At 57.0% G+C, this 20,300-nt stretch carries 19 protein-coding genes and 1 tRNA gene; 7 read left to right on the top strand and 13 right to left on the bottom strand.

All coding sequences use genetic code 11. The annotated features are described in order from the left end of the window. The first annotated feature begins 89 nt into the window (after positions 1-89). Genes BLT38_RS13015 through BLT38_RS12990 form a run of 6 tightly spaced genes read left to right on the top strand, consistent with a single transcriptional unit; the run spans position 90 to position 6,674 of the window. The gene (locus BLT38_RS13015) at positions 90-1,031 is read left to right on the top strand and encodes a PfkB family carbohydrate kinase (protein WP_083345568.1); all 942 of its coding nucleotides are present in this window, start codon (positions 90-92) and stop codon (positions 1,029-1,031) included. After that, a complete protein-coding gene (locus tag BLT38_RS13010; protein WP_083345567.1) occupies positions 1,021-2,778 on the top strand; it encodes a hypothetical protein in 1,758 nt (585 codons plus the stop codon). The genes BLT38_RS13015 and BLT38_RS13010 overlap by 11 nt, the downstream gene beginning before the upstream one ends. Beyond that, positions 2,775-3,587 (top strand): diaminopimelate epimerase, encoded by an 813-nt coding sequence (dapF, locus tag BLT38_RS13005; RefSeq protein ID WP_083345566.1) that lies wholly within the window; start codon positions 2,775-2,777, stop codon positions 3,585-3,587. The genes BLT38_RS13010 and dapF overlap by 4 nt, the downstream gene beginning before the upstream one ends. Then, positions 3,584-4,528 carry a S66 peptidase family protein gene (locus BLT38_RS13000; RefSeq protein ID WP_083345565.1) on the top strand — a complete coding sequence of 315 codons (945 nt, stop codon included), beginning with the start codon at positions 3,584-3,586 and terminating at the stop codon, positions 4,526-4,528. The genes dapF and BLT38_RS13000 overlap by 4 nt, the downstream gene beginning before the upstream one ends. Positions 4,529-4,532: 4 nt before the next feature. Continuing rightward, positions 4,533-5,951 carry a UDP-N-acetylmuramate:L-alanyl-gamma-D-glutamyl-meso-diaminopimelate ligase gene (mpl, locus tag BLT38_RS12995; protein WP_083345564.1) on the top strand — a complete coding sequence of 473 codons (1,419 nt, stop codon included), beginning with the start codon at positions 4,533-4,535 and terminating at the stop codon, positions 5,949-5,951. Between the two features lie 21 nt (positions 5,952-5,972). Next, positions 5,973-6,674: a lysophospholipid acyltransferase family protein gene (locus tag BLT38_RS12990; protein WP_231966485.1), complete on the top strand. Its 702-nt coding sequence runs from the start codon at positions 5,973-5,975 to the stop codon at positions 6,672-6,674. 97 nt (positions 6,675-6,771) lie between these two features. Here BLT38_RS12990 and BLT38_RS12985 read toward each other — a convergent pair whose 3' ends face one another. The 10 genes from BLT38_RS12985 to BLT38_RS12940 all read right to left on the bottom strand — a co-directional run bounded on the left by BLT38_RS12985 (position 6,772) and on the right by BLT38_RS12940 (position 16,233). After that, the gene (locus BLT38_RS12985) at positions 6,772-7,542 is read right to left on the bottom strand and encodes an SPOR domain-containing protein (protein ID WP_083345562.1); all 771 of its coding nucleotides are present in this window, start codon (positions 7,540-7,542) and stop codon (positions 6,772-6,774) included. A 33-nt stretch (positions 7,543-7,575) separates the two neighbouring features. Continuing rightward, the gene (locus tag BLT38_RS12980) at positions 7,576-8,268 is read right to left on the bottom strand and encodes a hypothetical protein (RefSeq protein WP_083345561.1); all 693 of its coding nucleotides are present in this window, start codon (positions 8,266-8,268) and stop codon (positions 7,576-7,578) included. 112 nt (positions 8,269-8,380) lie between these two features. After that, positions 8,381-9,727: an NfeD family protein gene (locus BLT38_RS12975; protein WP_083345560.1), complete on the bottom strand. Its 1,347-nt coding sequence runs from the start codon at positions 9,725-9,727 to the stop codon at positions 8,381-8,383. Further along, entirely contained in the window at positions 9,724-11,298 is a 1,575-nt protein-coding gene (locus tag BLT38_RS12970; protein ID WP_083345559.1) for a tetratricopeptide repeat protein, read from the bottom strand. The genes BLT38_RS12975 and BLT38_RS12970 overlap by 4 nt, the downstream gene beginning before the upstream one ends. A gap of 8 nt (positions 11,299-11,306) precedes the next feature. Continuing rightward, positions 11,307-12,989 (bottom strand): ArnT family glycosyltransferase, encoded by a 1,683-nt coding sequence (locus BLT38_RS12965; RefSeq protein WP_083345558.1) that lies wholly within the window; start codon positions 12,987-12,989, stop codon positions 11,307-11,309. A gap of 48 nt (positions 12,990-13,037) precedes the next feature. Continuing rightward, positions 13,038-13,337, bottom strand: a complete 300-nt coding sequence (locus BLT38_RS12960; RefSeq protein ID WP_083345557.1) for a DUF3467 domain-containing protein — start codon at positions 13,335-13,337, stop codon at positions 13,038-13,040. 25 nt (positions 13,338-13,362) lie between these two features. Then, positions 13,363-13,447: transfer RNA gene (locus BLT38_RS12955), tRNA-Leu, on the bottom strand. 135 nt (positions 13,448-13,582) lie between these two features. Then, positions 13,583-14,098: an asparaginase domain-containing protein gene (locus tag BLT38_RS12950; protein ID WP_083345556.1), complete on the bottom strand. Its 516-nt coding sequence runs from the start codon at positions 14,096-14,098 to the stop codon at positions 13,583-13,585. Between the two features lie 33 nt (positions 14,099-14,131). Continuing rightward, positions 14,132-15,241 (bottom strand): N(4)-(beta-N-acetylglucosaminyl)-L-asparaginase, encoded by a 1,110-nt coding sequence (locus BLT38_RS12945; RefSeq protein WP_231966483.1) that lies wholly within the window; start codon positions 15,239-15,241, stop codon positions 14,132-14,134. A gap of 203 nt (positions 15,242-15,444) precedes the next feature. Continuing rightward, positions 15,445-16,233, bottom strand: a complete 789-nt coding sequence (locus tag BLT38_RS12940) for an HD domain-containing protein (protein WP_083345554.1) — start codon at positions 16,231-16,233, stop codon at positions 15,445-15,447. A 96-nt stretch (positions 16,234-16,329) separates the two neighbouring features. Here BLT38_RS12940 and BLT38_RS12935 point away from each other — a divergent pair, with 96 nt between their 5' ends. Beyond that, the gene (locus tag BLT38_RS12935; RefSeq protein ID WP_083345553.1) at positions 16,330-17,277 is read left to right on the top strand and encodes a GlxA family transcriptional regulator; all 948 of its coding nucleotides are present in this window, start codon (positions 16,330-16,332) and stop codon (positions 17,275-17,277) included. A gap of 300 nt (positions 17,278-17,577) precedes the next feature. On the opposite strand, the gene BLT38_RS12930 is transcribed toward BLT38_RS12935, so the two are convergent. The 3 genes from BLT38_RS12930 to BLT38_RS12920 form a co-directional block, all read right to left on the bottom strand. Continuing rightward, the gene (locus BLT38_RS12930) at positions 17,578-18,186 is read right to left on the bottom strand and encodes a class I SAM-dependent methyltransferase (protein ID WP_083347084.1); all 609 of its coding nucleotides are present in this window, start codon (positions 18,184-18,186) and stop codon (positions 17,578-17,580) included. A gap of 127 nt (positions 18,187-18,313) precedes the next feature. Next, positions 18,314-19,282, bottom strand: a complete 969-nt coding sequence (locus BLT38_RS12925; protein WP_172838271.1) for a serine hydrolase domain-containing protein — start codon at positions 19,280-19,282, stop codon at positions 18,314-18,316. A gap of 320 nt (positions 19,283-19,602) precedes the next feature. Beyond that, positions 19,603-20,001: a VOC family protein gene (locus BLT38_RS12920; protein ID WP_083345551.1), complete on the bottom strand. Its 399-nt coding sequence runs from the start codon at positions 19,999-20,001 to the stop codon at positions 19,603-19,605. Positions 20,002-20,300: the final 299 nt, after the last annotated feature.

The raw sequence follows: 20,300 nt of genomic DNA, 5'->3' as shown, positions 1-20,300 counted from the left end.
CGCGGTCATTCTGAGCGAAGCGAAGAATCCCAACGAACTCTCGCAGCAGTAAGCCACCTGTAGCTTTCTGCCTTGAATGAAAGGTATTCATGTCCATTGTTGTTGTCGGTTCCGTTGCTTTCGACACGCTGACCACGCCCAAAGAGCATCGTGCTCGTATTCAAGGCGGGGCAGCTTACCATTTTGCTCAGAGTGCTCGTTTCTTCACTGACGTGAAGGTCATCGGAGTCGTAGGCAACGACTTCACCGCAGAGCATGAAGCAACTCTCACTAAGCGCGGCATCGACACCACCGGCATCGAGCACGCAGACGGCCTCTCCTTCCACTGGACCGGAGAATACAAAGGCGCCATGAGCGAAGCCATCACGCTCAACACAGAGCTGAATGTCTTCGGCAGCTTCGATCCCAAGGTCCCCGAGAGCTACAAGTCCTCCGACTATCTCTTTCTCGCCAACATCGAACCCACGCTGCAACTCCGCGTGCGCCAGCAGTTCCCGAACGCAAAGCTCGTCGCAGGCGACACCATGAACTACTGGATCGCCGACCACAAGGCCAACCTGCTCAAGACCATCGCAGAGCTTGACGTGCTCGTCATCAACGACGGCGAAGCCCGCCTGCTCACGGGCGAACACAACCTCGTCACCGCCGCAAAGAAGGTGATGGAGATGGGCCCCAAGTCGCTCGTCATCAAGCATGGTGAATACGGCGCAACGGCCTTTTTCTGCGACCGCTCTTTCCCAGGCGCGATGAACACCGTGCCCTTCCGCGCACCCGCACTGCCCATTGAAGAAGTGGTAGACCCCACAGGCGCAGGCGACATGTTCGCCGGCGGATTCTTCGGTTACATCGCATCGCAGCCGGAACTCACACCTCGCGTCTTCCGCACCGCATTGTTCTACGGCGGCGTGATGGGTTCATTCGCTGTAGAAAAGTTTGGGTCCGAACGCGTGCAGGAACTCATGCGCGAAGAGATCGAAGCACGCTTTAAACTGTTCCGCGAAATCTCGCACCTGGATCTCGATGCCGCGTAAATCCATTCCGGGCCAGCCGTTGCGTTCGCCTCGTACCATTGTGCGTAAGAGCGTTGTGCCGCATCGCCCATACGATCCAAATGCTGTCTACCCGGCCACGCGCGATGAGTTACGACCCATCGCGCTGGCTTCGGTTGTGCTCGGCTTCCTCGCATTGATGGTCGTTGCCTCGCGCGGATGGATGCTGCTCTACGGCGATGCCGTAGCGCATCTCGGTATCGCACGCCGCATCCTCGACGCGCATTATCCCGGCATCGCGCAACTCGGCGGTGTGTGGCTGCCACTGCCGCATCTGCTCATGCTGCCGTTTGTACAACGCATGGACTGGTGGCAGAACGGCGTCGCCGGCGCATGGCCTTCGCTTGCCGCTTACGCCTTTGCGAACACTGGCTGTTACGCGCTCGCACGCAAGCTGGTTCCTCCGCCGTGGGCATTCGCTGCAACGGCTTTCTTCGCGCTCAATCCGAACCTGATGTACCTGGCCACTACTGCCATGACAGAGCCGCTATTCCTCGCGCTCATGGTGTGGTCCATCGTCGTCGCGTATGAAGCGGTTGAAGCACTTCACGCCGCAAAGATTCGTAGTGTGAAGTGGCGTTTCATCATCAGCGGCATCCTCACTTTCGCCATGGTCATGACGCGCTACGACGGATGGATCCTCGGCGCAGCCATCTGGCTCGTGCTCGCCATCGCATGGTGGCGCTCCAGCGAAGCCACACACAAGGCCACGCAGACTTCCTTCATCGTGATGACGCTCATCACCGTCGCTGGTCCCATCCTCTGGTTCTGGTACAACGCCAAGTATCAGGGCGACTGGCTCGACTTCATGCGCGGACCATATTCCGCAAAGGCCATCGAAGCAAAGACCACGCCACCCGGATCGAAGCCGCGTCGCGGCATGTACAACCCCGGCTGGGCTTTCATTTACTTCACCCGCGCTGCGCAGGTGGATGCGGTCGCATACGAACTCGGCTTCGGTGTTCTCGCCACAGCCATCATCGGTTCGTACCTCGCGTGGAAGCAGCGCCTCTCTCGCGTGGTGCTTCTGCTGTGGGTACCGCTGCCGTTTTACATCTACTCCATCGCATGGGGCAGCGTGCCTCTTTTCGTGCCGCAGCTGTATCCGGGTTCGTATTACAACTCGCGTTACGGCATGGAGCTTCTGCCCGTTTTCGCCATCTTCACTGCAATCGCATGCGCTGCAGTGGAGCGCAAACTCCGCACACAAAGCAAGAAGAAGGCCGACATCTTCTTCTTCCTCGTGCTCGTCGCCATCCTCTTAAACATGATCGCCATGATGGGCAGCTTCGGTAACTTGCTGCAGAAGGTCCGCGGCGAAGACGCGAAGATTCCCAAGTGGCTCAGCGCGCCGCCGCTGGTCTTTCAGGAAGGCGTGGTCAATGCATCCACGCGCATTTCGTTTGAGAAAACGCTTGCGCAGGAGATGCTGCATATCGGTCCGGGCGACACTATCATGTTCAACACCAACGACCACATCGGCGCGATTCAGGACGCAGGCATCCCGCTCAAGCGTCTCATCAGTCCACTGGATTCCGAGACCTTCAACAAGGCAGCGGAAGCACCTGCAAAGTACGCCAAGATCATCGTCGCCATCGATGGTGATCCAGTAGCAAAAGCAGTCGCAGCGCACCCCGAAGGTCTCACCGAAATTGAAGTGGTCTGCAACAGTGGCCAGGGCTGCGCACGTTTCTACCGCAGCGATGTGTATCAGGGAGGAGTTCAGTGATTCCGTTTGTAAAGGCGCATGCGTGCGGCAATGATTTCTTAGTCGTCGAAGAGACGCTTGCCAATGGCAAACATGCGCAGATGGCGCGCCTGCTGTGCTCGCGCAATTACAGCGTCGGCGCGGACGGTGTGGAGTTCCTCGAACGCAGGTCTGATGGCTCTTTCTTCCTGCGTCTCTTCAATGCAGACGGCTCGGAAGCAGAACTCTCCGGCAACGGCACACGTTGTGTGGCTGCATGGCTCGGCTTCAGCGAAGGTCTTCGTGAAACAAAGATGGGCACACCGGGCGGCGAAAAAATCTGCCGCGTCATCGAGTGCAACGAAGAACACTTCCTCATTGAAACGTCCATGGGGATTCCCAAAGTGGAAGAGCGCGTCGTTCACGTGGAAGGCGTTGGCGACATAGCGGGCGCAGTGGTCGACGTAGGCAATCCTCACTTCGTCATCTTCACCAACGACGGAACCTTCGCCTCGCACGGCCTCACCTGGGAAGACCTCGGCGCACGCATCTGCACGCACAAGGACTTCCCCAAAGGAACCAACGTAGAGTTTGTGCGAGTGATCGCGCCGAACGAAATCGCATTCCGCATCTTCGAACGCGGCGTTGGCCCAACGCAATCGTCCGGAACGGGCACATCAGCATCGTCTGCAGCCAGCATCGTTCTGCGCGGATGCAACCGCACACTCGATGCGTCGTCACTCGGTGGTGCCCAGCGAGTCGTATGGAACGAAGGCGAACAGTTAATGCTCACTGGCCCGGCACAGATTGTCTGCAAAGGCGAGGTCAGCCTGCAGGGGATAGAAGCGTGATTCGTCCTGCACGATTGAAGCCCGGCGCTCGCGTTGCCATCGTGTCGCCTGCCAGCACACCAAAAGAACCACTGGTGCGACTCGGCATGGAGCGTTTCGCATCGCTTCGTTATGAGCCGGTGCTGTTCCCATCTGCACTCGCCTCCGGTCCGCTCTATTACGCAGGCGATGTCGCCTCCCGCGTGAAAGACCTCCACGACGCTTTCAGTGATCCCTCAATCGAGGCCATCATCTGCACACGCGGCGGTTGGGGGACGGCAGAGCTTCTGCCGCATCTCGACGCAGACTTGGTCAAAGCAAACCCGAAGCCCTTCATCGGCTTCAGCGACCACACCACGCTGCACTTATGGTTCGCACAGACCTGCGGCCTGCACACGTTCTACGGGCCCATGATCTCGCCAGACTTCGCACGCGGCGACGTCCTCGCAGACGGCGTCGATCTGCACTCATGGCGTCATGCACTCGAGCAGACACAACCCTGGTCGCTGACCGAGCGCGAAGGCATGCGTGTCTTGCGCAGTGGTGACGCAGTGGAAGGCACGCTCTACGGTGGATGCCTCGCACTGCTGACTGAATCTCTCGGAACACCATGGGCCATGCAAATGCCCGAAGGTGACATCATCCTCTTCGTAGAAGAAGTCGGCACGCACCCTTATCAGTGGGATCGCATGATGTTGCATCTGCAATACGCTGGCCTGCTTGATCGCGTGAAGGGCATCGTCTTTGGCGACATGTCACAATGCGCAGCCGATGCAGAAGAAGCCGCTCTGATTGAAAAAGCATTGCTGCACAATCTTCGCAACTGGAACGGCCCAATCGCTATCGGTCTGCAATGCGGCCATGTGAATGCGCCCAACGTGACGTTACCGCTGGGCGTGAAGGTACGCCTCACATGCGCCGACGCGGCAAAGTTGCAGATATTGGAATCAGCGGTGGAGTAAGGAAATGCAAGGAACGAAACACATCCATCTCATCGGTATCTGCGGCACGGCTATGGCATCACTCGCAGGCATGTTGCAGGCGCAGGGTCACCGCATCACAGGCTCAGATGCAGCAGCCTATCCGCCCATGAGCGACCAGTTGCTAGCTATGGGAATCACACCCCTGCAGCCGTATCACGAAGCGCATCTCGATCCCACACCCGACCTCGTCGTCATCGGCAACGCCATCTCGCGCGGCAATGTTGAACTTGAAGCGGTACTCGATCGCCGCCTGCCATTCACCAGCATGGCCGCACTCATCCACGATGAGTTCCTGCGCAATCGCGAGCCTCTTGTCGTTAGCGGCACCCACGGCAAAACAACCACCACCAGCATGCTCGCGTGGATTTATGAAACTGCATCGAAGCTCGATACGAAGTTCACCCCATCGTTCCTGATCGGTGGAGTCGCAGAAAACTTTGGCACCAGCTTCGCCGTGCGCGAGTCATCACCCTTCATCCTCGAAGGCGATGAGTACGACACAGCCTTTTTCGACAAAGGCCCCAAGTTCCTGCACTACTTCCCATCCGCAGCCATCCTCACGCACGTCGAGTTCGATCACGCTGACATCTATGCTGATCTGGCTGCAGTGAAAACAGCGTTCAAGCGACTCGTAAATCTCATTCCCCGCAGTGGCCGTTTGATCGCGTTTGACGGCAGCGAAAACGTAACCGAGTGCATCGCCAAAGCCTTCTGCCCGGTAGAGCGTTACGGATTCAAAGAAGGTTCGTTCTGGAAACTAACCAACTTCCAGGCCGGAGCCATCTCGCGCTGGACACTGCTACGTCAGGGCGAACACTTCGCAGATCTCGAACTCCCCATGGCAGGCGAACACAATGCGTTGAACGCGTCCGCTGCCGCTGCACTCGCAGCAGGGCAGGGCGTTCCTGCTAATGCGATCATCGAAGCACTGAAGACGTTCCGCAGCGTAAAGCGCCGCCTGGAAGTGCGCGCCGAGATCGATGGCATCACCATCATTGACGACTTCGCACACCACCCCACGGCCATTCGCGAAACGCTGCGAGCCCTGCGCGGATCGTATCCCGGTCGTCGCCTGGTCGCTGTACTCGAGCCGCGTTCCAACACACTGCGCCGCAACGTCTTCGAACGCGAGTTGATCGAAAGCCTGGCCATCGCCGATCGCGTCGTGCTCGCCGAGGTCTATCAGTCCGCAAACATTCCTGCGGAGGAACGCCTTCATCCTGCAGCCGTCGTCGGTGCATTGAATATCGCAGGCATACCCGCCACATTGTTGGCGGATGCAGATGCCATCACCACGGAGCTCGCATCTTCGCTGCAAAGTGGCGATGTCGTAGCTATCCTTTCTAACGGTGGTTTCGGCGACATTTACAACAAGTTGCCCGCAGCCCTGAGGTCTCGTTAAGTTATGTGGGCCGCATTCAAAATGGTCATCACGTTCGCCGGACTCGGCATTCCGGCGGGCCTCGTCCTTATCCCATGGACGTTCCTCACCAAGAAAATCCAGCCCATGTATCGCGTGGGCAAATGGATCTCCGCGGCAGGCATCCGCGCAGCGGGAATCAAGGTGGAGCAGCACGGACGCGAAAACATCCCGGAAGGCGCGGCCATCTTCGTACCCAACCATATCTCCAACCTTGATCCACCGATCATGGTGCCGCTCATCCCCGGCACACCCAGCATCATGTTGAAGGCAGAACTTCTCAAAATCCCCGTGCTAGGCAAAGCATGGGAGATGGCGAAGTTTGTTCCGGTCTATCGCGAAGGTGGTCGTGAAGCCGCAGTGCGCACAGCGCGTTACGCGGCTGAGGTCATTCGCGGTGGACTATCGATGCTCATCTTCGCGGAGGGCACACGCTCGAAAACCGGCCGCCTGCAAGCATTCAAGGCAGGCCCATTTCACTTCGCACAATCCACCGGAGCCCCCATCGTCCCGGTAGCGATCGCCGGAACCGAAGCCATGATGCAGAAGGGAAGCTCCAGGGTTTATCCCGGCGTGGCGAAAGTTACCTTCCTGCCGCCGGTGTATCCAGCGGATTATCCCAATCGCGCGGAAATGGTGGCAGAGGTAAGGCGGCGCATCATCAGCGCGCTGCCAGACTCCATGAAGCCATTGGAAGCCGAATAAGTGACAAGCAGATTGATCCATTAACTCGGCAGGAAACCAAAGCATTCATCCCAGCCAAGAACACGCGCGGAAGCGCGTCGAGAACAGCACGAAGTGCCTATTTAAGGAATGCGTTGTAGCCGTCTGACAGTAGCTTCTGACGTGTGGCTTCTGCGGCCTTGCGATCCGTGAATGGACCAATCTGCACATGGATCAGGCGATCGTTCGCATCGCTGCGTTCCACCACCTTGTATCCACGACGTCCCAGCGCACTCTTCAGCACATCAGCATCTTCCTGGTGTGACACTGCAGCAATCTGAACAAACACTGAGCCAGGCGCAGCGGGTGCACTCGTTACAGGAGCCGCAGCCGGAGTGGGAACTGCAGGAGGTGGTGCCGTCCGCACGACAGGTGCAGGAGTCGTCGTGGCAACAGCCGTGTGTGCAGGAGCCGGAGCAGCAGGTGCCACGGCAGCCGGACGAGCAGGAGCTGTCGCAACACTCTGCGTCGACTTGCTATTCGCGTCGTTCGCTTCCTGCTGCGACATATATCCGGGTACAGGTTGAATCGCAGGCGAACCAGGAGCAGGCTTGTCTGACGCGGTGTTATGCGAAGCCGTATCGTCGGCAGAACTGTCGGTCGTCGAAGAGCTTGCTGCAGTCACCGGAGCTTGTGTGGACTTTCGGCCCATGGAGTAACCAAAGCCGAAGAAGACGGCGCAGATCAGTGCCAGCGCAAAGAACAGCGCCAGCACGGTTCCCGTGTTCAATGTCACTTCGCGATCTGCAGGTGAGTCGGCCATCTCGACGGCGCGCTCACGGCTGCGATCCTCCGCACCACGACGGGTGCGGAGAGAAAGATCGTCATCCGTATCGAACAGGGAACTCATCGCCGATTGCCTCTCGCAAGAAACTCTACCGCGTTAGAAGTGTACGAAAATTCCCACTTCAGGTTCCGTGGTGAAGGTGGTCTTCTTGATGCGCAGATAATTCTGGTCGAAGTCCGGGGCTTTGTAGAAGAGCTGGCGAACGCCGAAACGGAAACCGAAGCTCTGGGAGAACATCTTCTCGCCACCTACGTGGTAGTAGTACGCCATGCGGGCCTGCGGCTGTAGGCTCTGGCCGCCAAACTTCGTCGGCGAAAACGCATAGACACCGGCGCCGCCGCTGATGAACGGCTGCATCCCGAAAATAGGGTGCGGAGGCCGAACCAGGTAGCCAAACGTGTATTCGCTGGCGGTCGTCTGCGAAGCAAACGGGCCATTGTTTGCACCGGTGCTGGCGTTCAGGTTGCAGCAGGTATAGCTCTGCGTCACACGGCCGTAGCTGTAGTTAAACTCCAAACCCTTATACGGCGACTTCTGCGCGCGGATCGTCGCCAGAACACCGGCGGCAGAGCTTGCACTCTGTGTCAGGTTGTAGGGCACATTGGGCGCATTGCTCGTAACCGTGCCGCTGACATCCTTCGTGAAAAACGTCGTGCCGGAGATGCCAAGATCAAAATGCGAGAAGAACTTGCTCGCGCGAGTGGCTGTGGGCTGGGTGTCCTGCGCATGCGAAAACGCGGGAGAAAGGGACAGAAGAGCAATTAGTAGAGTTGCAAACCGCTTTGGCATCAGACAGCAAAACCTCGGCCGGGCGTATGTTCACCGGATGCTTTCAGTTTACGCGAAGCCAGCCGTGAGTGGTCCGGTTCCGTGGACGGAAGTCAGTGGTGCCCGATATCGGTTAGACGCTTCCAACCCCTTGTTGCTCCACGCCTGAGGCAAGGGGAACAGCCGTCACCTCCAGCAACATGCCATCGGCGCGCAGTACTTTTACGTGTCCGCCTGCTGCCACGGCGCCATCCTTTGAGGTCAGGCGAGCCTTCCACAGCTCCCCGCGGACCAAAATATGGCCCTCCGGTGACAGCGGCGTCTGCGCAATCGCCAGCCATCCAAGCATCGCATCGGAACCGGTCCGAACCTTGGAGCGGCGAGCCTCAAAGCCCATCACCATCAGCGTGGCGGTAACGCCACCAAAGCCAACTCCGGCTCCAATTGCGGTTGCCCAGCTCACTTGCAGCGCCGGAAGCGGCCCCTTCACCAGCCAGCCCAGCCCCAGCACCATGCAGACGACGCCTACCGACGCAAACATTCCGTGCCGGGTGCTCTTCGCTTCCAGCGCCATCAAGGCCATCGCAAAAAGGCACAGCGACACTCCGAGGCCGGTCACCGGCAGCCGGTTTAGCGAATACACCGCCAGCAGAATCAGCAGAACCCCTGCTGCCCCAGGCACAACGACACCCGGAGTATGAATTTCCAGATAGATCAGCAGCAATCCCAGCGTCAGCAGCAGAACACAAAGATTCGGATTCATCAGCGCCAGCAAAAGATCCGTTTGCGGCGACGGCCAGTCATATTCCACGCGAGCGTGAGTCAGGTCCACCGTTGTGACGGTACCGTTCTTGCGATACCCCGTGTCCCTGAGATAGCGAAACACATCCGGCTGTTTCTCTGCTGCGCCGTCGATTAAACCCATTTGCAGCGCATCGGCCGCGTTGAACCAGTGAATGCCGCTGCTCAGTTCATCCACACCATCCAGTCGCCGTCCATGCCGACGCTGTGCATCCGCCAGCTCAAGGGTTAGCCTCTTGCTTCCTGCGGAACGCTCCTGTGGACGCAGTTTGCGGGGCGTATCTGTCCACAGTGGAGTCAGGTAACTGGTCTTATCCATCAAGGCCACATCGGCCTCTGCCACCAGGCGCAGCGCCTCTCCACTTACGCGGCTGTTTCCGCTACCCAGCCACACAATGATCGGCGTCTTCGAACCCCGCATCGCCGCCACCATGCGATCTGCGGATTCACTCATGCCGCCCGGCGAACTCAGATTCACCACAATCGCCGCAGCGCGCAGCTTATTCGCGCGTCGCAGGGAATTCACGAATACATCCGCGCGCTCCGGTTGCAGCGTGTCATGAAACTCAATCACGATGACACGCGGTTGCGGCGCGGGCTTAGCCGGTTGGACAGCTTCAACGTGCAAGAGAGAGGCCGAACCCCACAACACCAAAAGCAGCAGAAGAAGTCGCTTCATGGGAGCGATACTCCACGTCCCGCCAGCAGATTTTTCATCGCCAACGCCGAACCGTTCTGCGGCTCCAATCGCAACGCATTGCCCACGTCTGACGCAGCGGCAACGTTGTTGTTCGCGCTAATGTCCAGCCGCGCCATCACCAGGTAAGCGGCAGCATTCGGCTTGGCATTCAAACTTGCCTGCGCTTCCTTACGCGCATCATCGGCATTGCCAGAACGCTCACGAACCATCGCCAACCCCACATGCGCCTCCGACGATTTCGGATCGGCCTGCAATGCCGACTGGAACTCGCGTTCCGCCTCCAGCACCAATCCCTGGTTCAGATAATCCTGTCCCGCCTGCGTATAAGCAGCCGCCTGCTGATCTGCCGGCAACGAAGCAAGATGCGCTGCGCGAATCAGGTCCAACTGAAACGCCGCCTGACGGAATGCCGCTTCAGAATAGGTGCGACGAATGCGCTCCTGCGGATCAAACCCTGCGGGTGCCTGCTGCGTCCCGCCAAGCACCGCCTGAAGCTGCTTCGCTTCAGCTTCATTCGGACGAATCTTCACCGCCTGATCAATCTGTTCCTTGGCGTGAACGTTATCGCCCTTGCGGCGATAGCTGACCGCAAGATTGAAGTGGTAGTCCGCATCCTGTGGGTCAGCTTGCGAAGCCCGAGTCAGTTGTCCGATGCCGTCTTTATGTTGGCGAGCCATCGCCACACCCTGGTTATTCACCACTTCCGGCAGCGGCAGCTTCGTACTCACCGTAGCAAACGCACCCTCGGCCTCGGCATACTTCGCATTGTTGAACAGCGCCAGCCCACGATAAAACCCAGCCTCCAACGCCAGCGGATCACTCGTCGGAATCTTGCCCAGCGTCGCAGCAGCCGCTTCATAATCGCCGCGCGTGTATTGCATTTTGCCTAGTGCCAGCAGTGCTTCGGTGTTGTTCGGCGCAAGCTGCACTGCAGTCTTCAGGCGGTTTAAACGTTCATCCGCGGTAGGAGCTGTAAGCCCGCGGATGTAGCTCTCATACGCATCCAGCTTCAATCCCGCCGATGCCGCCTCAAACGTCGTTTGCGACACATTCAACTTCGGGTCCATGGTGCGTGCCACTAGCCACGCCAGGTTGTTCTCAACATCCAGCAGTCGCGGCAATCCGGCACTCTGCTCAAGCGGAGCCGTCATGTTTAGCTTGTTCACTGCTAGTACCTGCGCGTTGGCAGTAACGGTTCCGTCGGCAACGGTGAAGTTACCCACCACCACAAACTGCGCATCCAGCGTCTGTGCAATGCGAATGGTTGTAGCGCGTGAAGGCCGAAATCCTTCCGGCAATCCAAGATGATCCAGCGCATACACGCGATCATCGCGAGTGATTGTCAGAAAGCCAGCCGACTGCAATCGTGCATTCAGCGTGTTGGCAAACGACTCGCCAATCCAATCCAGGTTCGCCTGTCCGGAGCGGTTATCAAACGGCAGCACCAGTACCACGCGCCCACCGGCTTCTTCCTGGGCTTGCGCCGAAAAGGCCGGAACAACGGTGGCAACAGCCACAACAGCAATCCGGCTGAATGAGGTCAGACGCATAGGCAGGATTATAGTTGGCGGCCCCCTGCCATGCCGCGAAACGGAAGTCGTAAGCGCACATCATAGCCACGCGGAAACGTAATCACCGCGGCCCACTCACCCTTGCGATCTTCCTCCCACACCACCTGCCCATGCAGCAGGGCAGCGGCCTCCGCAGGCAGAAGATCGGCATGCCAGTCGTAGAAGCGCTTGTCATCATCTCGGCTATGCCCGGCCAGGTTCAATCCACCTACCGGCGGGTCATACTTTGTGGAAAACACAATCACCACGTCATACGCACCGGGGTCCACCGTTGCCTTGCGCAACTCCTCACGCGAGAAGTTCTCGACAGCCGCAGTCTTCATCGGCGTCTTGAGATAACCCAACTCAGGTCGTTGCAAATCGGCCAGCACTGGCCATGCTGTCAGCACGGTCGCCTGCGGATACCGTCTCGTCACAAAATTGATCGCGTGCTCATGCACCACAATCATGTCGCGATACGCCAGGTTATCTTCCGGCGCAAAAGGGTACGGTGGATTCACCTCGCACCCAATCGCAAACGCCGCGAGCGATAGCCCTGCAATCAACGGCCAACGCTGCGTTCGGCTCTGCCAGGCAGCCACACATACCATCAACAACAGCGGGTAAGCAGGCAGCACATAACGCGTAAGCAGCGCGCCGCCAAGCACTGAAAACGCAACCCACTGCACCACCAGCAACACCGCAATCATGCGCAACGCGGGTCTTGGAAGCATCGGTTTCCCCGTCCGCGAAGGCAGCAGAAAAATCACAACAGTTGCTATCACTGGCAGGAAAAGATTCATGTGCGTCGTCAGATGAACCAGCCGATGCCGCAACGACGAAAGCACGCGCTTAATCGACATATTCGCCGTAGCGTTGTAGCGCAAATACTCAGGATTGCCGAACGTGAAGCCAGTCTTCCAGTGGTGATACACGTACCAAAGCACCAGCACCAAAGCAGGCACAACCAGCGTCAGCAACCACCGCCAATCCAAACGATGAGGCCGCTCAGCATCTTCCGGCAAAGCATCGCCATGAATGCGAGCCATCACCGCAGGCCGACGATCCGCCAGCAGCATCACCTCAAAACAAAACAACGCAGCGGGTATAACAATCGCTGTTTCCTTCGCCATACAAGCCAGCGAAAACAACGTCGCAACCCACACCGCATTACGACCAACAGAATTATGCGAACGAGATAAGGTCCATCCCGGTCGGTCCGCATAAAAACAAAGCGCCCACAGCGTAAACGCCGCAGCAAACATATCCGCATGTGCCAGCGTGCTCTGCGCAAACCAGACGGGATAAATCGCTGTGAGCACCAACACGGCAAACGCCGCAGCCTGTCCCACAAACATCCGCGCCAGCTTGAACACGGCCAGCAGTGCGAATGTTGTGACCACGCACATCAACAAACGTGTCGAAAGAATGTGAAAGCCGAAAATCTTCCACCACGCCGCCATCACAACGCTCGGTAGCGGCGGATGCGCATTGCGTACGGTTGTTACCGGAATGACCGTTCCTAAACGGAAGAAGTCCCATGCCGCAGGAATGTAATAGCCGCCTTCATCCCAGAAGTAAGGAAGGCGCAGCAGCGTAAGGTGCAGCAGAGTAACCGCTGCAAACACAGGAGCGAAGAGCCACGTGACAGAGATCGGCGCGCGTTCCTGTGCGTCGATCCTGCGTGTCACTTGCTCTTCGCTCCGTGGGTCTTGCTGAAATTGAGAGGAGGAAACGGCTTACTGAACCGGTCCGCCCTGTGCCTGCGGCTCAAGCTTGATTTCGCCGAAGGTGCCTTCGTACTGTGCCAGGTTCTGGCCCAGGATGTTGAACAGAGCCTTCGCCTGCTGGGGCGACAGGAAGATGCCCTGCTTCGTGAGGAAGGTGACCTCTTCGGGGGAGCTGGACTGCATGGTGCCGAAGACAAGCTGGAAGTCCCACACGCTCATGCGGATCTGTACGCTGTTGGCGTACACGTCGTTGTAGTCGTCGCTCTGGGTCACGCGAAGGGTGGGTTCAATCTGTGTGTTGTCGCTCATGATCTCTCTGGTGAAACGGGATTCGTGGTGCGGGAGAGGGGACTTGAACCCCTACGGATCGCTCCGCTAGATCCTAAGTCTAGTGCGTCTGCCAATTTCGCCACTCCCGCGGCCGTGCATCCAGTCTAAATGCCTTTTGCCACCGACACCGACCCGGAACCACGCGGAAATCGTGAATAGTGCAGAAACATTCCGCCACGCCAAAAACCTGTCCCACGCGAAGCGTCGAGAACCGCACGAAGTGCCTAGATATGCCGGAAGCGGCTGTTTTCACGATCTTTAGCCACATGCCCAATGGGGAATACATCGCCATGAAAGACCAGAAACACCCCACCATTCAACAGCCGGGTCGCCAACAGGCTCTCCGTCAGGTTCTGGATCGCGTCTGAACCCTCAATCCCAAACGGCGTCATCGCCCCGGTAAACACCACCGGCACATTCCCTGATCCGCAGTTGTGCGCCAGGGCGTCGGCTACCACCTTGCCGGTTTCCACAACAGTGTCCGTACCATGCGTCACCAGCACCGGAATACCTTCAATCGCCTTCGACAAAGCTCGCTCGGCAATCAGCTTGCGATCCTCATCTGTCATGAACAAAGAGTCCTTGTTCATCAACTCTTCCACCGTGATCTCAATATCCGGCAACCGCAGCAATGAGAGGCAACGGCGAATCTGCGGCTCCGTATTCTCCATGGAGCCTGCCTGCTCCACATACCGCTTTTCAATAGTCCCGCCAGTCGTAATCAGGTGAACGCGATGCATGACCACATCATAAGGCTGCTGCAGCGCACCGAATCAAAACGGATGGATGCTTAACGTGGTTCCTTCAAACAGATATTCGCAAGGCTCGGTCCGCTGCGTTCCATCATGCACCACAAACTTCTTCCGCGATTCAATACCGCGCGTGCTCCACAGGCTCACACCCGCATACGCACCATCCTTGCGAAGGATGTAATAAATCATGTCCAGATACCGCAGCCGACTCATGTCGTTGTTGTAGTTCTTCGCAATGCGACGAAGCGCTTCCATCCCCGCTTCCTTCGGACTCCGTCCCTGCCGCATCAACTCCACAATCGTGTGCGCGCCCACCACCTTGATGTTCTCTTCACCATTGCCCGTCGCGCCCGCGGAACCAACCTCAGGATCAACAAAACATCCCGCACCCACAATCGGAGAATCACCAAGCCGCCCCGGAATCTTGAACGCCATCCCCGACGTCGTAGTAGCGCTGCTGATCTCGCCCTTCGGATTCAGCGCAGAAACATTGATCGTCCCCGTAGTAGGCCACAACAACTCACGAACCGCCGTACGATGCAACGACTCAGGAATCCCAGCCTCCTTCGCAAGCGCAAGACCTCGTTCAATCTGCTGCTTCACCAGAGGCATGTCTTCAGGAGCAGGATGACGCGGTAGTTGCGAAATCGCTCCCGGAGGAGTCGCGCGCTGCGCATCGGGCGGCAGCTTGAAATCCGGCGAATCCAATCCCGGCCCCCAGAACCCGCGACCATGCTCCTTCCACAGCAGCCAGATCTTGCGCGCAGGTTCCGTCAGCAGATTCTCCGCAACAAAACCCTCAGCCACCGCAAAGTCATGCGCACCCTGTCCCGCCAACATCACATGCGCCGTGCGCTCCATCACCGTCCGCGCAAGCTGCCCAACATGACGAATCCCCGGCACCGCGCCCACCGCACCACAACGACGCGTCGGCCCATGCATCACCGAAGCATCCAGCTCCACCACACCCGCCTCATTCGGCAACCCGCCATACCCCACCGAGTGATCCGCAGGATCATCCTCCCGCGCAGCACAAACATGCAGCGCAGCGGTAAGCGTGTCCTCGCCCTGCAGCAGCATCTGGTAAGCCTCTTCCACTGAGTGGTCACCCGTCTCGCGCGTAATCAGCACAGGCTTCTTCGGCGCACTAAACGTAGGCTCCGCATTAGCAGTGGCTCCCGCAAGCATCGGACCCGCGAAAACAGAAAGAGCCCCAGAACGAAGAACAGAACGACGTGTCGGCATAAGTGTGAAAAGTGTAGTGGACAAACCCCACCGTACGCACCTGAGCATGGCTCAGAAATGCGTACGGAGTAAAAGTCCTTAATAAACCACTAAACCTCTGAGTTCTGAAACGGCGAATTCTGAATCTGCTCATAGAAATTGCTGCGCTTGTAGTTACGAAGAAAGTGCGAGCAGATGTCTTCGTTGCACGTGCCTTCTGCCGTCACAGTCTTGTGTTCAAAGCCGCCAAGAAAAGCTTTGGCAATACCTTGTTTGAAGTCGACACGGGGATACTCCGCCACAACCTTTTCGCGGATGTCTTTCGGGAAATCCTCATATCCAATACCCAGCACATCCAGTCCAACGCCGTTATAAAGCAACTCAACTTCAATCGGCTTGTAAGCCACAATGCCCGGCGTCGTATGCAACGCAATCGCATCCCACGCTGTTTGAATGCGAGCATTCGGCACTCCATGATGCTCCAGAAATTGCCGCACAGCATTCGCACCATCCACCTCAAAACGATCCGCCTCGCTGCTGAACTTCTTCAACAGGCCAAGGTCATGAAAAGCAGCGCAGATGAAAAGCAACTCTGCATCAAACTTCTCTCCCGCCTGCTTGCCCTGTTCATTCGCCCAAAAGAAAACGCGGTGCGAATGATTGAACAACAGCGGCGTGCTGAACTCCCGCAGCAATCCCGTCGCTTCGCGCGTCAACTTGCTGTCCGGCACACCCGGCTGCACTCGTTGAAATTCAGCGGCAGGCGTCGGCACAGGAATGATCACCTTCGGACGACGAAACGTAGTCAACGCCTCTGACCCGCCGTGAGCAAGACCTTCCAGCGCAGGATCCGTCAGTGTGGCCGCGTTCTTCAGAATGTTGTGACTCTTCGATGTCATATCGTTCTCCCCTGTCCCTAAACCTAGCCCCGGGCAATCGCCGTCGCCACGACGCGAATACAGCAAATTAGGACATCGCAGCCGTAGAATCCCCGTATGCGAAGGGTCGTCATCGTCGGGCTTCCACCGGTACAAATCCTTGATGTCAGCGGTCCGCTGGAAGTGTTTTCAAGCGCACCCGGATACACCGTGCAACTCGGCAATCCCGGCACTGACACCAGCCTGCAAACCAATAGGGGAATCGCGTTAGCCGGAGCCCTTCCCATCCACGAAATCACTGGTCCAATCGATACTCTGGTGATCGCAGGTGGCCCGGGCTCTGAAACAGGTTCTTACGATCAAGACTTCGTCGCATGGATCGCCGATGCCAGCACACGCTCCCGTCGCGTAGCATCCATCTGTACCGGAGCCTTCCTTCTCGGCGCAGCCGGCCTCATCGATCATAAGAACGTCGTAACGCACTGGAAGTTCTGTGACGAACTCGCGCAAAAGTTTCCTCTCGCTTGCGTTCAGTCCGATCCCATTTATCTGAAAGACGGTGCCATCTATACCTCCGCGGGCATCACCGCAGGCATTGATCTTTCTCTGGCATTAGTGGAAGAAGATCTTGGTCATGAAGAGGCACTGAAGGTCGCACGATTCCTCGTCATGTTCCTCGTTCGCCCGGGCGGACAAGCGCAGTTCAGCCACATGCTCTCGCATCAGGCCATCACATTTAAACCTCTGCGAGAACTGCAGGTGTGGGCGTTAGAAAACCTGCGCGAAGATCTCACCGTGGAAAAACTCGCAGAACGAATCGGCATGAGCCCACGGCATTTCACACGCGTCTGCCTACGCGAAACAAAGATGAACCCCGGTCAGTTCGTCGATCGCATGCGCGTCGAAGCAGCACAACAAATGATCGACAGCTCCGCCATGGGACTAAAGGAAATCGCAGACGCATGCGGCTTCAGCTCAGCAGACGCAATGCGCCGAACCTTCCTGCGCGTACTAGGAGTCACAGCAGGCGAATACGCAGACCGCTTCAAAAGCACGATGGCTTAGCCGCATGGGCTCGTCCACCAATAAATTAAGCTCCCTTTCGACCAGCTTGCGAGGTTCTTTCTGAAGATGCCCCGGACAGGTAAGCGCTTCGGATACCACTCGCACCACAGTCTCCAATTTGGAATGTACCCCGAAGGCCCAGAGCTAACGATCATGCTCGTGAACGCACCGATAGAAACCCAACCGGGTGTACCAGGTTTGCGAAGCTGACCTGGTACCGCACACCACGCGATCCTGACTGCTGCTCGTTGTCGAGCTATAGCCTCTCCATGGTGACCCGTGTGGTAGAAGCAGAGGCGTCTAGCGCTGTTTCCTTTGAACCCATGTCGTCATGCAGCGGTAGTCCTGCACGATTGTGGTCTTCAATGGGTCCACAAGTACGCTGTCCATCTCCTCCGTCAGTTCCATCAGCATTTCTTCGTCTGCCAGGAACCACTCCGCACCGTCTGCCATCAAGAACCGACCACCCCGCACTCGCTCGAAGTCCATGCCAATCCTCGAGCCCAGGCGGCAGAACAGCATTCCTCCCGGTCTTACAACGCGCCATAACTCCGCCAGCATCGCCCTGAAATGCTCTTCATCCTTGGCGAAGTGAAGCACCGAGTTACAGATCACAACATCGGCAAAGGCATCTGGGAAAGGGATCTGTTCAATGGGAGCAACTTGAAAATTCTCTGCGGGGAGTCCGGTTCCCAGCGAAGCAGAAAGTCGTCTTACGTGCTCCACACCATCGCGGTCCAGGTCGACTGCAAATATCTCGCAGCCTTCACGCAGTAGATGCACCAGGTTGCGCCCATATCCGCATCCAGCATCAAGGACACGCATTCCAGGTGCAATATTTCCGCGAAGAATCTGATCGAAAACATAAATGTCAATATGCCCAAACTGCTCTTGAATACTCAATGCCATGCATTCATCATCGCAGCCGCTGGTCATTGCCTTGGACTGATTGAATTGGGTACTCCCGACAAGCCGACTTGTCGATACCAATCATCGCGTCGACACCCGAGTTGGCAGCAACATGGATTTCACGTTCTCACTGTTTTAGCGCCTCTGTAAGTAATTGGTCAGTAATGCTGTTCGTGGCTTCACCCTCCACATTGCTTAAGACGGCTATCGCTATACGCTCATCTGGTACATAGGTCAGGCTGGTTTTGAAGCCCGCGATGGCTCCTGCATGGGTCACGATAGTGATGCCGGACTTTTTAGCGAACACATAGACGCCCAGTCCGTAGCTTCCTTTACCCGGCGTCAACATCAACTTCAAAGAATCCTTATTGAGCAGTTTCCCGCTAAAGAGAGCGTGCTCCCATTTGAGAAGATCCTCTGTCGTCGAATACATTGAGCCCGCCGCCCAAGGAACAGACATAGATAGAGAACGTACCGAAATCAATCCCGACTTTCCAGGTCGATAGCCTTGAGCACGCTTCGCCAGAATAAGGCCGTCCATATCCAACCCCGTGTTCTTCATTTCCAATGGACCGAAGATCCGTTCCTGGAGCTGGTCGCCGTAAGTTCTGCCGGTTACTTTTTCGATGACTGCTCCAAGGATCTCAAAATTCGAACTGCTGTAAGCCCACTTGCTGCCAGGTTCAAAGTCCAGCGGTTTGTTCTTGAAAAACTCAAGCTCCTCCTCAACAGTGTGCGGGCTCATTCCCCATGCCTTGAATTCTTTGAAATTGGTGAAGTCGGGAATACCTGATGTATTCCCCATCAGATCTGCCAAAGTGACCTTTTGCCACGTCTGAGGCGCATCCAGAAGGTATTTGCTAACAGGGTTCCTGATATCGAGCTTTCCATCTTCCTGCAACAGCAATATCAGCGCCACGGTGAACTGCTTGGTCAATGAACCTAAACGGAATTTAACGTCGGGGGCGTTGGGAATATTCCACTCTAGATCCGCCGATCCATAGCCCTTATCGAGCAGCACATGATCACCTTCTGAAACAGACACAACACCCATAAATGCGTTCGCGGCTGTGTAGGATCTGACAATCTGATCCATACGCATCTCTGTAGGTGTCGCTCCCAAACGGGTTGTGGTTTGTGAGAAGGTCGAACTGGCACACGCAAGAGCTATCGCTAAGCTCACGAGTGTTAGCAAACTAAGCTTCATCTATTGCCCCTGACCGGGCCATCGCACGGCCTTCAATCAGCTTAGGTGATATTGAGGCTTATCAGTTGGTGACGAGAAACGCCGTTATCTTCGGAATTCCATATTCGCCGCAGTCTTGCTCCAGCCTCGCCAAACAAACCCGAGGCCAATGCTGCATGCACAAGTGTGATGTAACGTCCCACGCGTTCTCATAAACACATGGCTGGCACTCACGTCGAAGGCGTCGAGAACGGTACGAAGTACCGCGAAGGCCACCCAACCCGAACCAGCAATCCATCCGGCCCATTGATCCCAACCTCATACAGTCCCCACTCACGATGCCGCAGGACACCACCCGGACGGATGATCAGGTCATCCACTCGAGCGGCCACCGCCTCCACATCGGGCGTACGAATAAACACACCAAATGGATTGTGCTCAGCAGGCACGCGCCATGGCCCAGTACCCGCCTGCGTCAGATGCACCTCGCACCCCCAACCCGTCATGATCACGTAATTGGCGTCGCCACCGGTGCGAGCAAAGCCCATTCGCTCCCAGAACGGAATCGCGGCTTTCAGATCATTGCTCGGAACAATGGCAAACGCACCAACGCTCGGCATTTCAGACATGCGCTTTGTCTCCCATCCGGAGAATGGAACCCTGCAAATTTCCTGTCAAGCCCTAAGGCGCTCAAACCTAACAAACAAAAAGAAATAGAGTTGGCATGTTATTTCTTCCAACTCACTAGAATGGAAAACAAGGGCGGCAAACAACGGCAGCAATGAGAAACGTCTTCAGTTAAACCATTTAGAAAGACGATTTTGCCTCTAACCCCAATGGGCAGACGATTTTAGCGCCACCCACGAAGTTAAACCCAATGAAAAGACAATTTTAGAAAAACAGGGGGTACCCATAACCCTGTGAGACC

It is taken from the genome of Terriglobus roseus (genome assembly GCF_900102185.1).
Lineage (GTDB): Bacteria > Acidobacteriota > Terriglobia > Terriglobales > Acidobacteriaceae > Terriglobus > Terriglobus roseus_A.
Note: the sequence above shows the minus strand (reverse complement) of the source record. Positions and strands in the feature narration are given on the sequence as shown.

Bases quoted from the DNA above. Each gene is read 5' to 3' on its own strand.
- mpl (WP_083345564.1), top strand. From the start codon at position 4,533: ATGCAAGGAACGAAACACATCCATCTCATCGGTATCTGCGGCACGGCT.
- BLT38_RS12975 (WP_083345560.1), bottom strand. From the start codon at position 9,727: ATGAAGCGACTTCTTCTGCTGCTTTTGGTGTTGTGGGGTTCGGCCTCT.
- BLT38_RS12925 (WP_172838271.1), bottom strand. From the start codon at position 19,282: ATGGATCAGATTGTCAGATCCTACACAGCCGCGAACGCATTTATGGGT.
- BLT38_RS12935 (WP_083345553.1), top strand. From the start codon at position 16,330: ATGCGAAGGGTCGTCATCGTCGGGCTTCCACCGGTACAAATCCTTGAT.
- BLT38_RS12985 (WP_083345562.1), bottom strand. From the start codon at position 7,542: ATGAGTTCCCTGTTCGATACGGATGACGATCTTTCTCTCCGCACCCGT.
- BLT38_RS12980 (WP_083345561.1), bottom strand. From the start codon at position 8,268: ATGCCAAAGCGGTTTGCAACTCTACTAATTGCTCTTCTGTCCCTTTCT.
- BLT38_RS12960 (WP_083345557.1), bottom strand. From the start codon at position 13,337: ATGAGCGACAACACACAGATTGAACCCACCCTTCGCGTGACCCAGAGC.
- BLT38_RS13015 (WP_083345568.1), top strand. From the start codon at position 90: ATGTCCATTGTTGTTGTCGGTTCCGTTGCTTTCGACACGCTGACCACG.
- BLT38_RS12990 (WP_231966485.1), top strand. From the start codon at position 5,973: ATGGTCATCACGTTCGCCGGACTCGGCATTCCGGCGGGCCTCGTCCTT.
- BLT38_RS12950 (WP_083345556.1), bottom strand. From the start codon at position 14,098: ATGCATCGCGTTCACCTGATTACGACTGGCGGGACTATTGAAAAGCGG.
- BLT38_RS12930 (WP_083347084.1), bottom strand. From the start codon at position 18,186: ATGGCATTGAGTATTCAAGAGCAGTTTGGGCATATTGACATTTATGTT.
- BLT38_RS12970 (WP_083345559.1), bottom strand. From the start codon at position 11,298: ATGCGTCTGACCTCATTCAGCCGGATTGCTGTTGTGGCTGTTGCCACC.
- BLT38_RS13010 (WP_083345567.1), top strand. From the start codon at position 1,021: ATGCCGCGTAAATCCATTCCGGGCCAGCCGTTGCGTTCGCCTCGTACC.
- BLT38_RS12940 (WP_083345554.1), bottom strand. From the start codon at position 16,233: ATGACATCGAAGAGTCACAACATTCTGAAGAACGCGGCCACACTGACG.
- BLT38_RS12920 (WP_083345551.1), bottom strand. From the start codon at position 20,001: ATGTCTGAAATGCCGAGCGTTGGTGCGTTTGCCATTGTTCCGAGCAAT.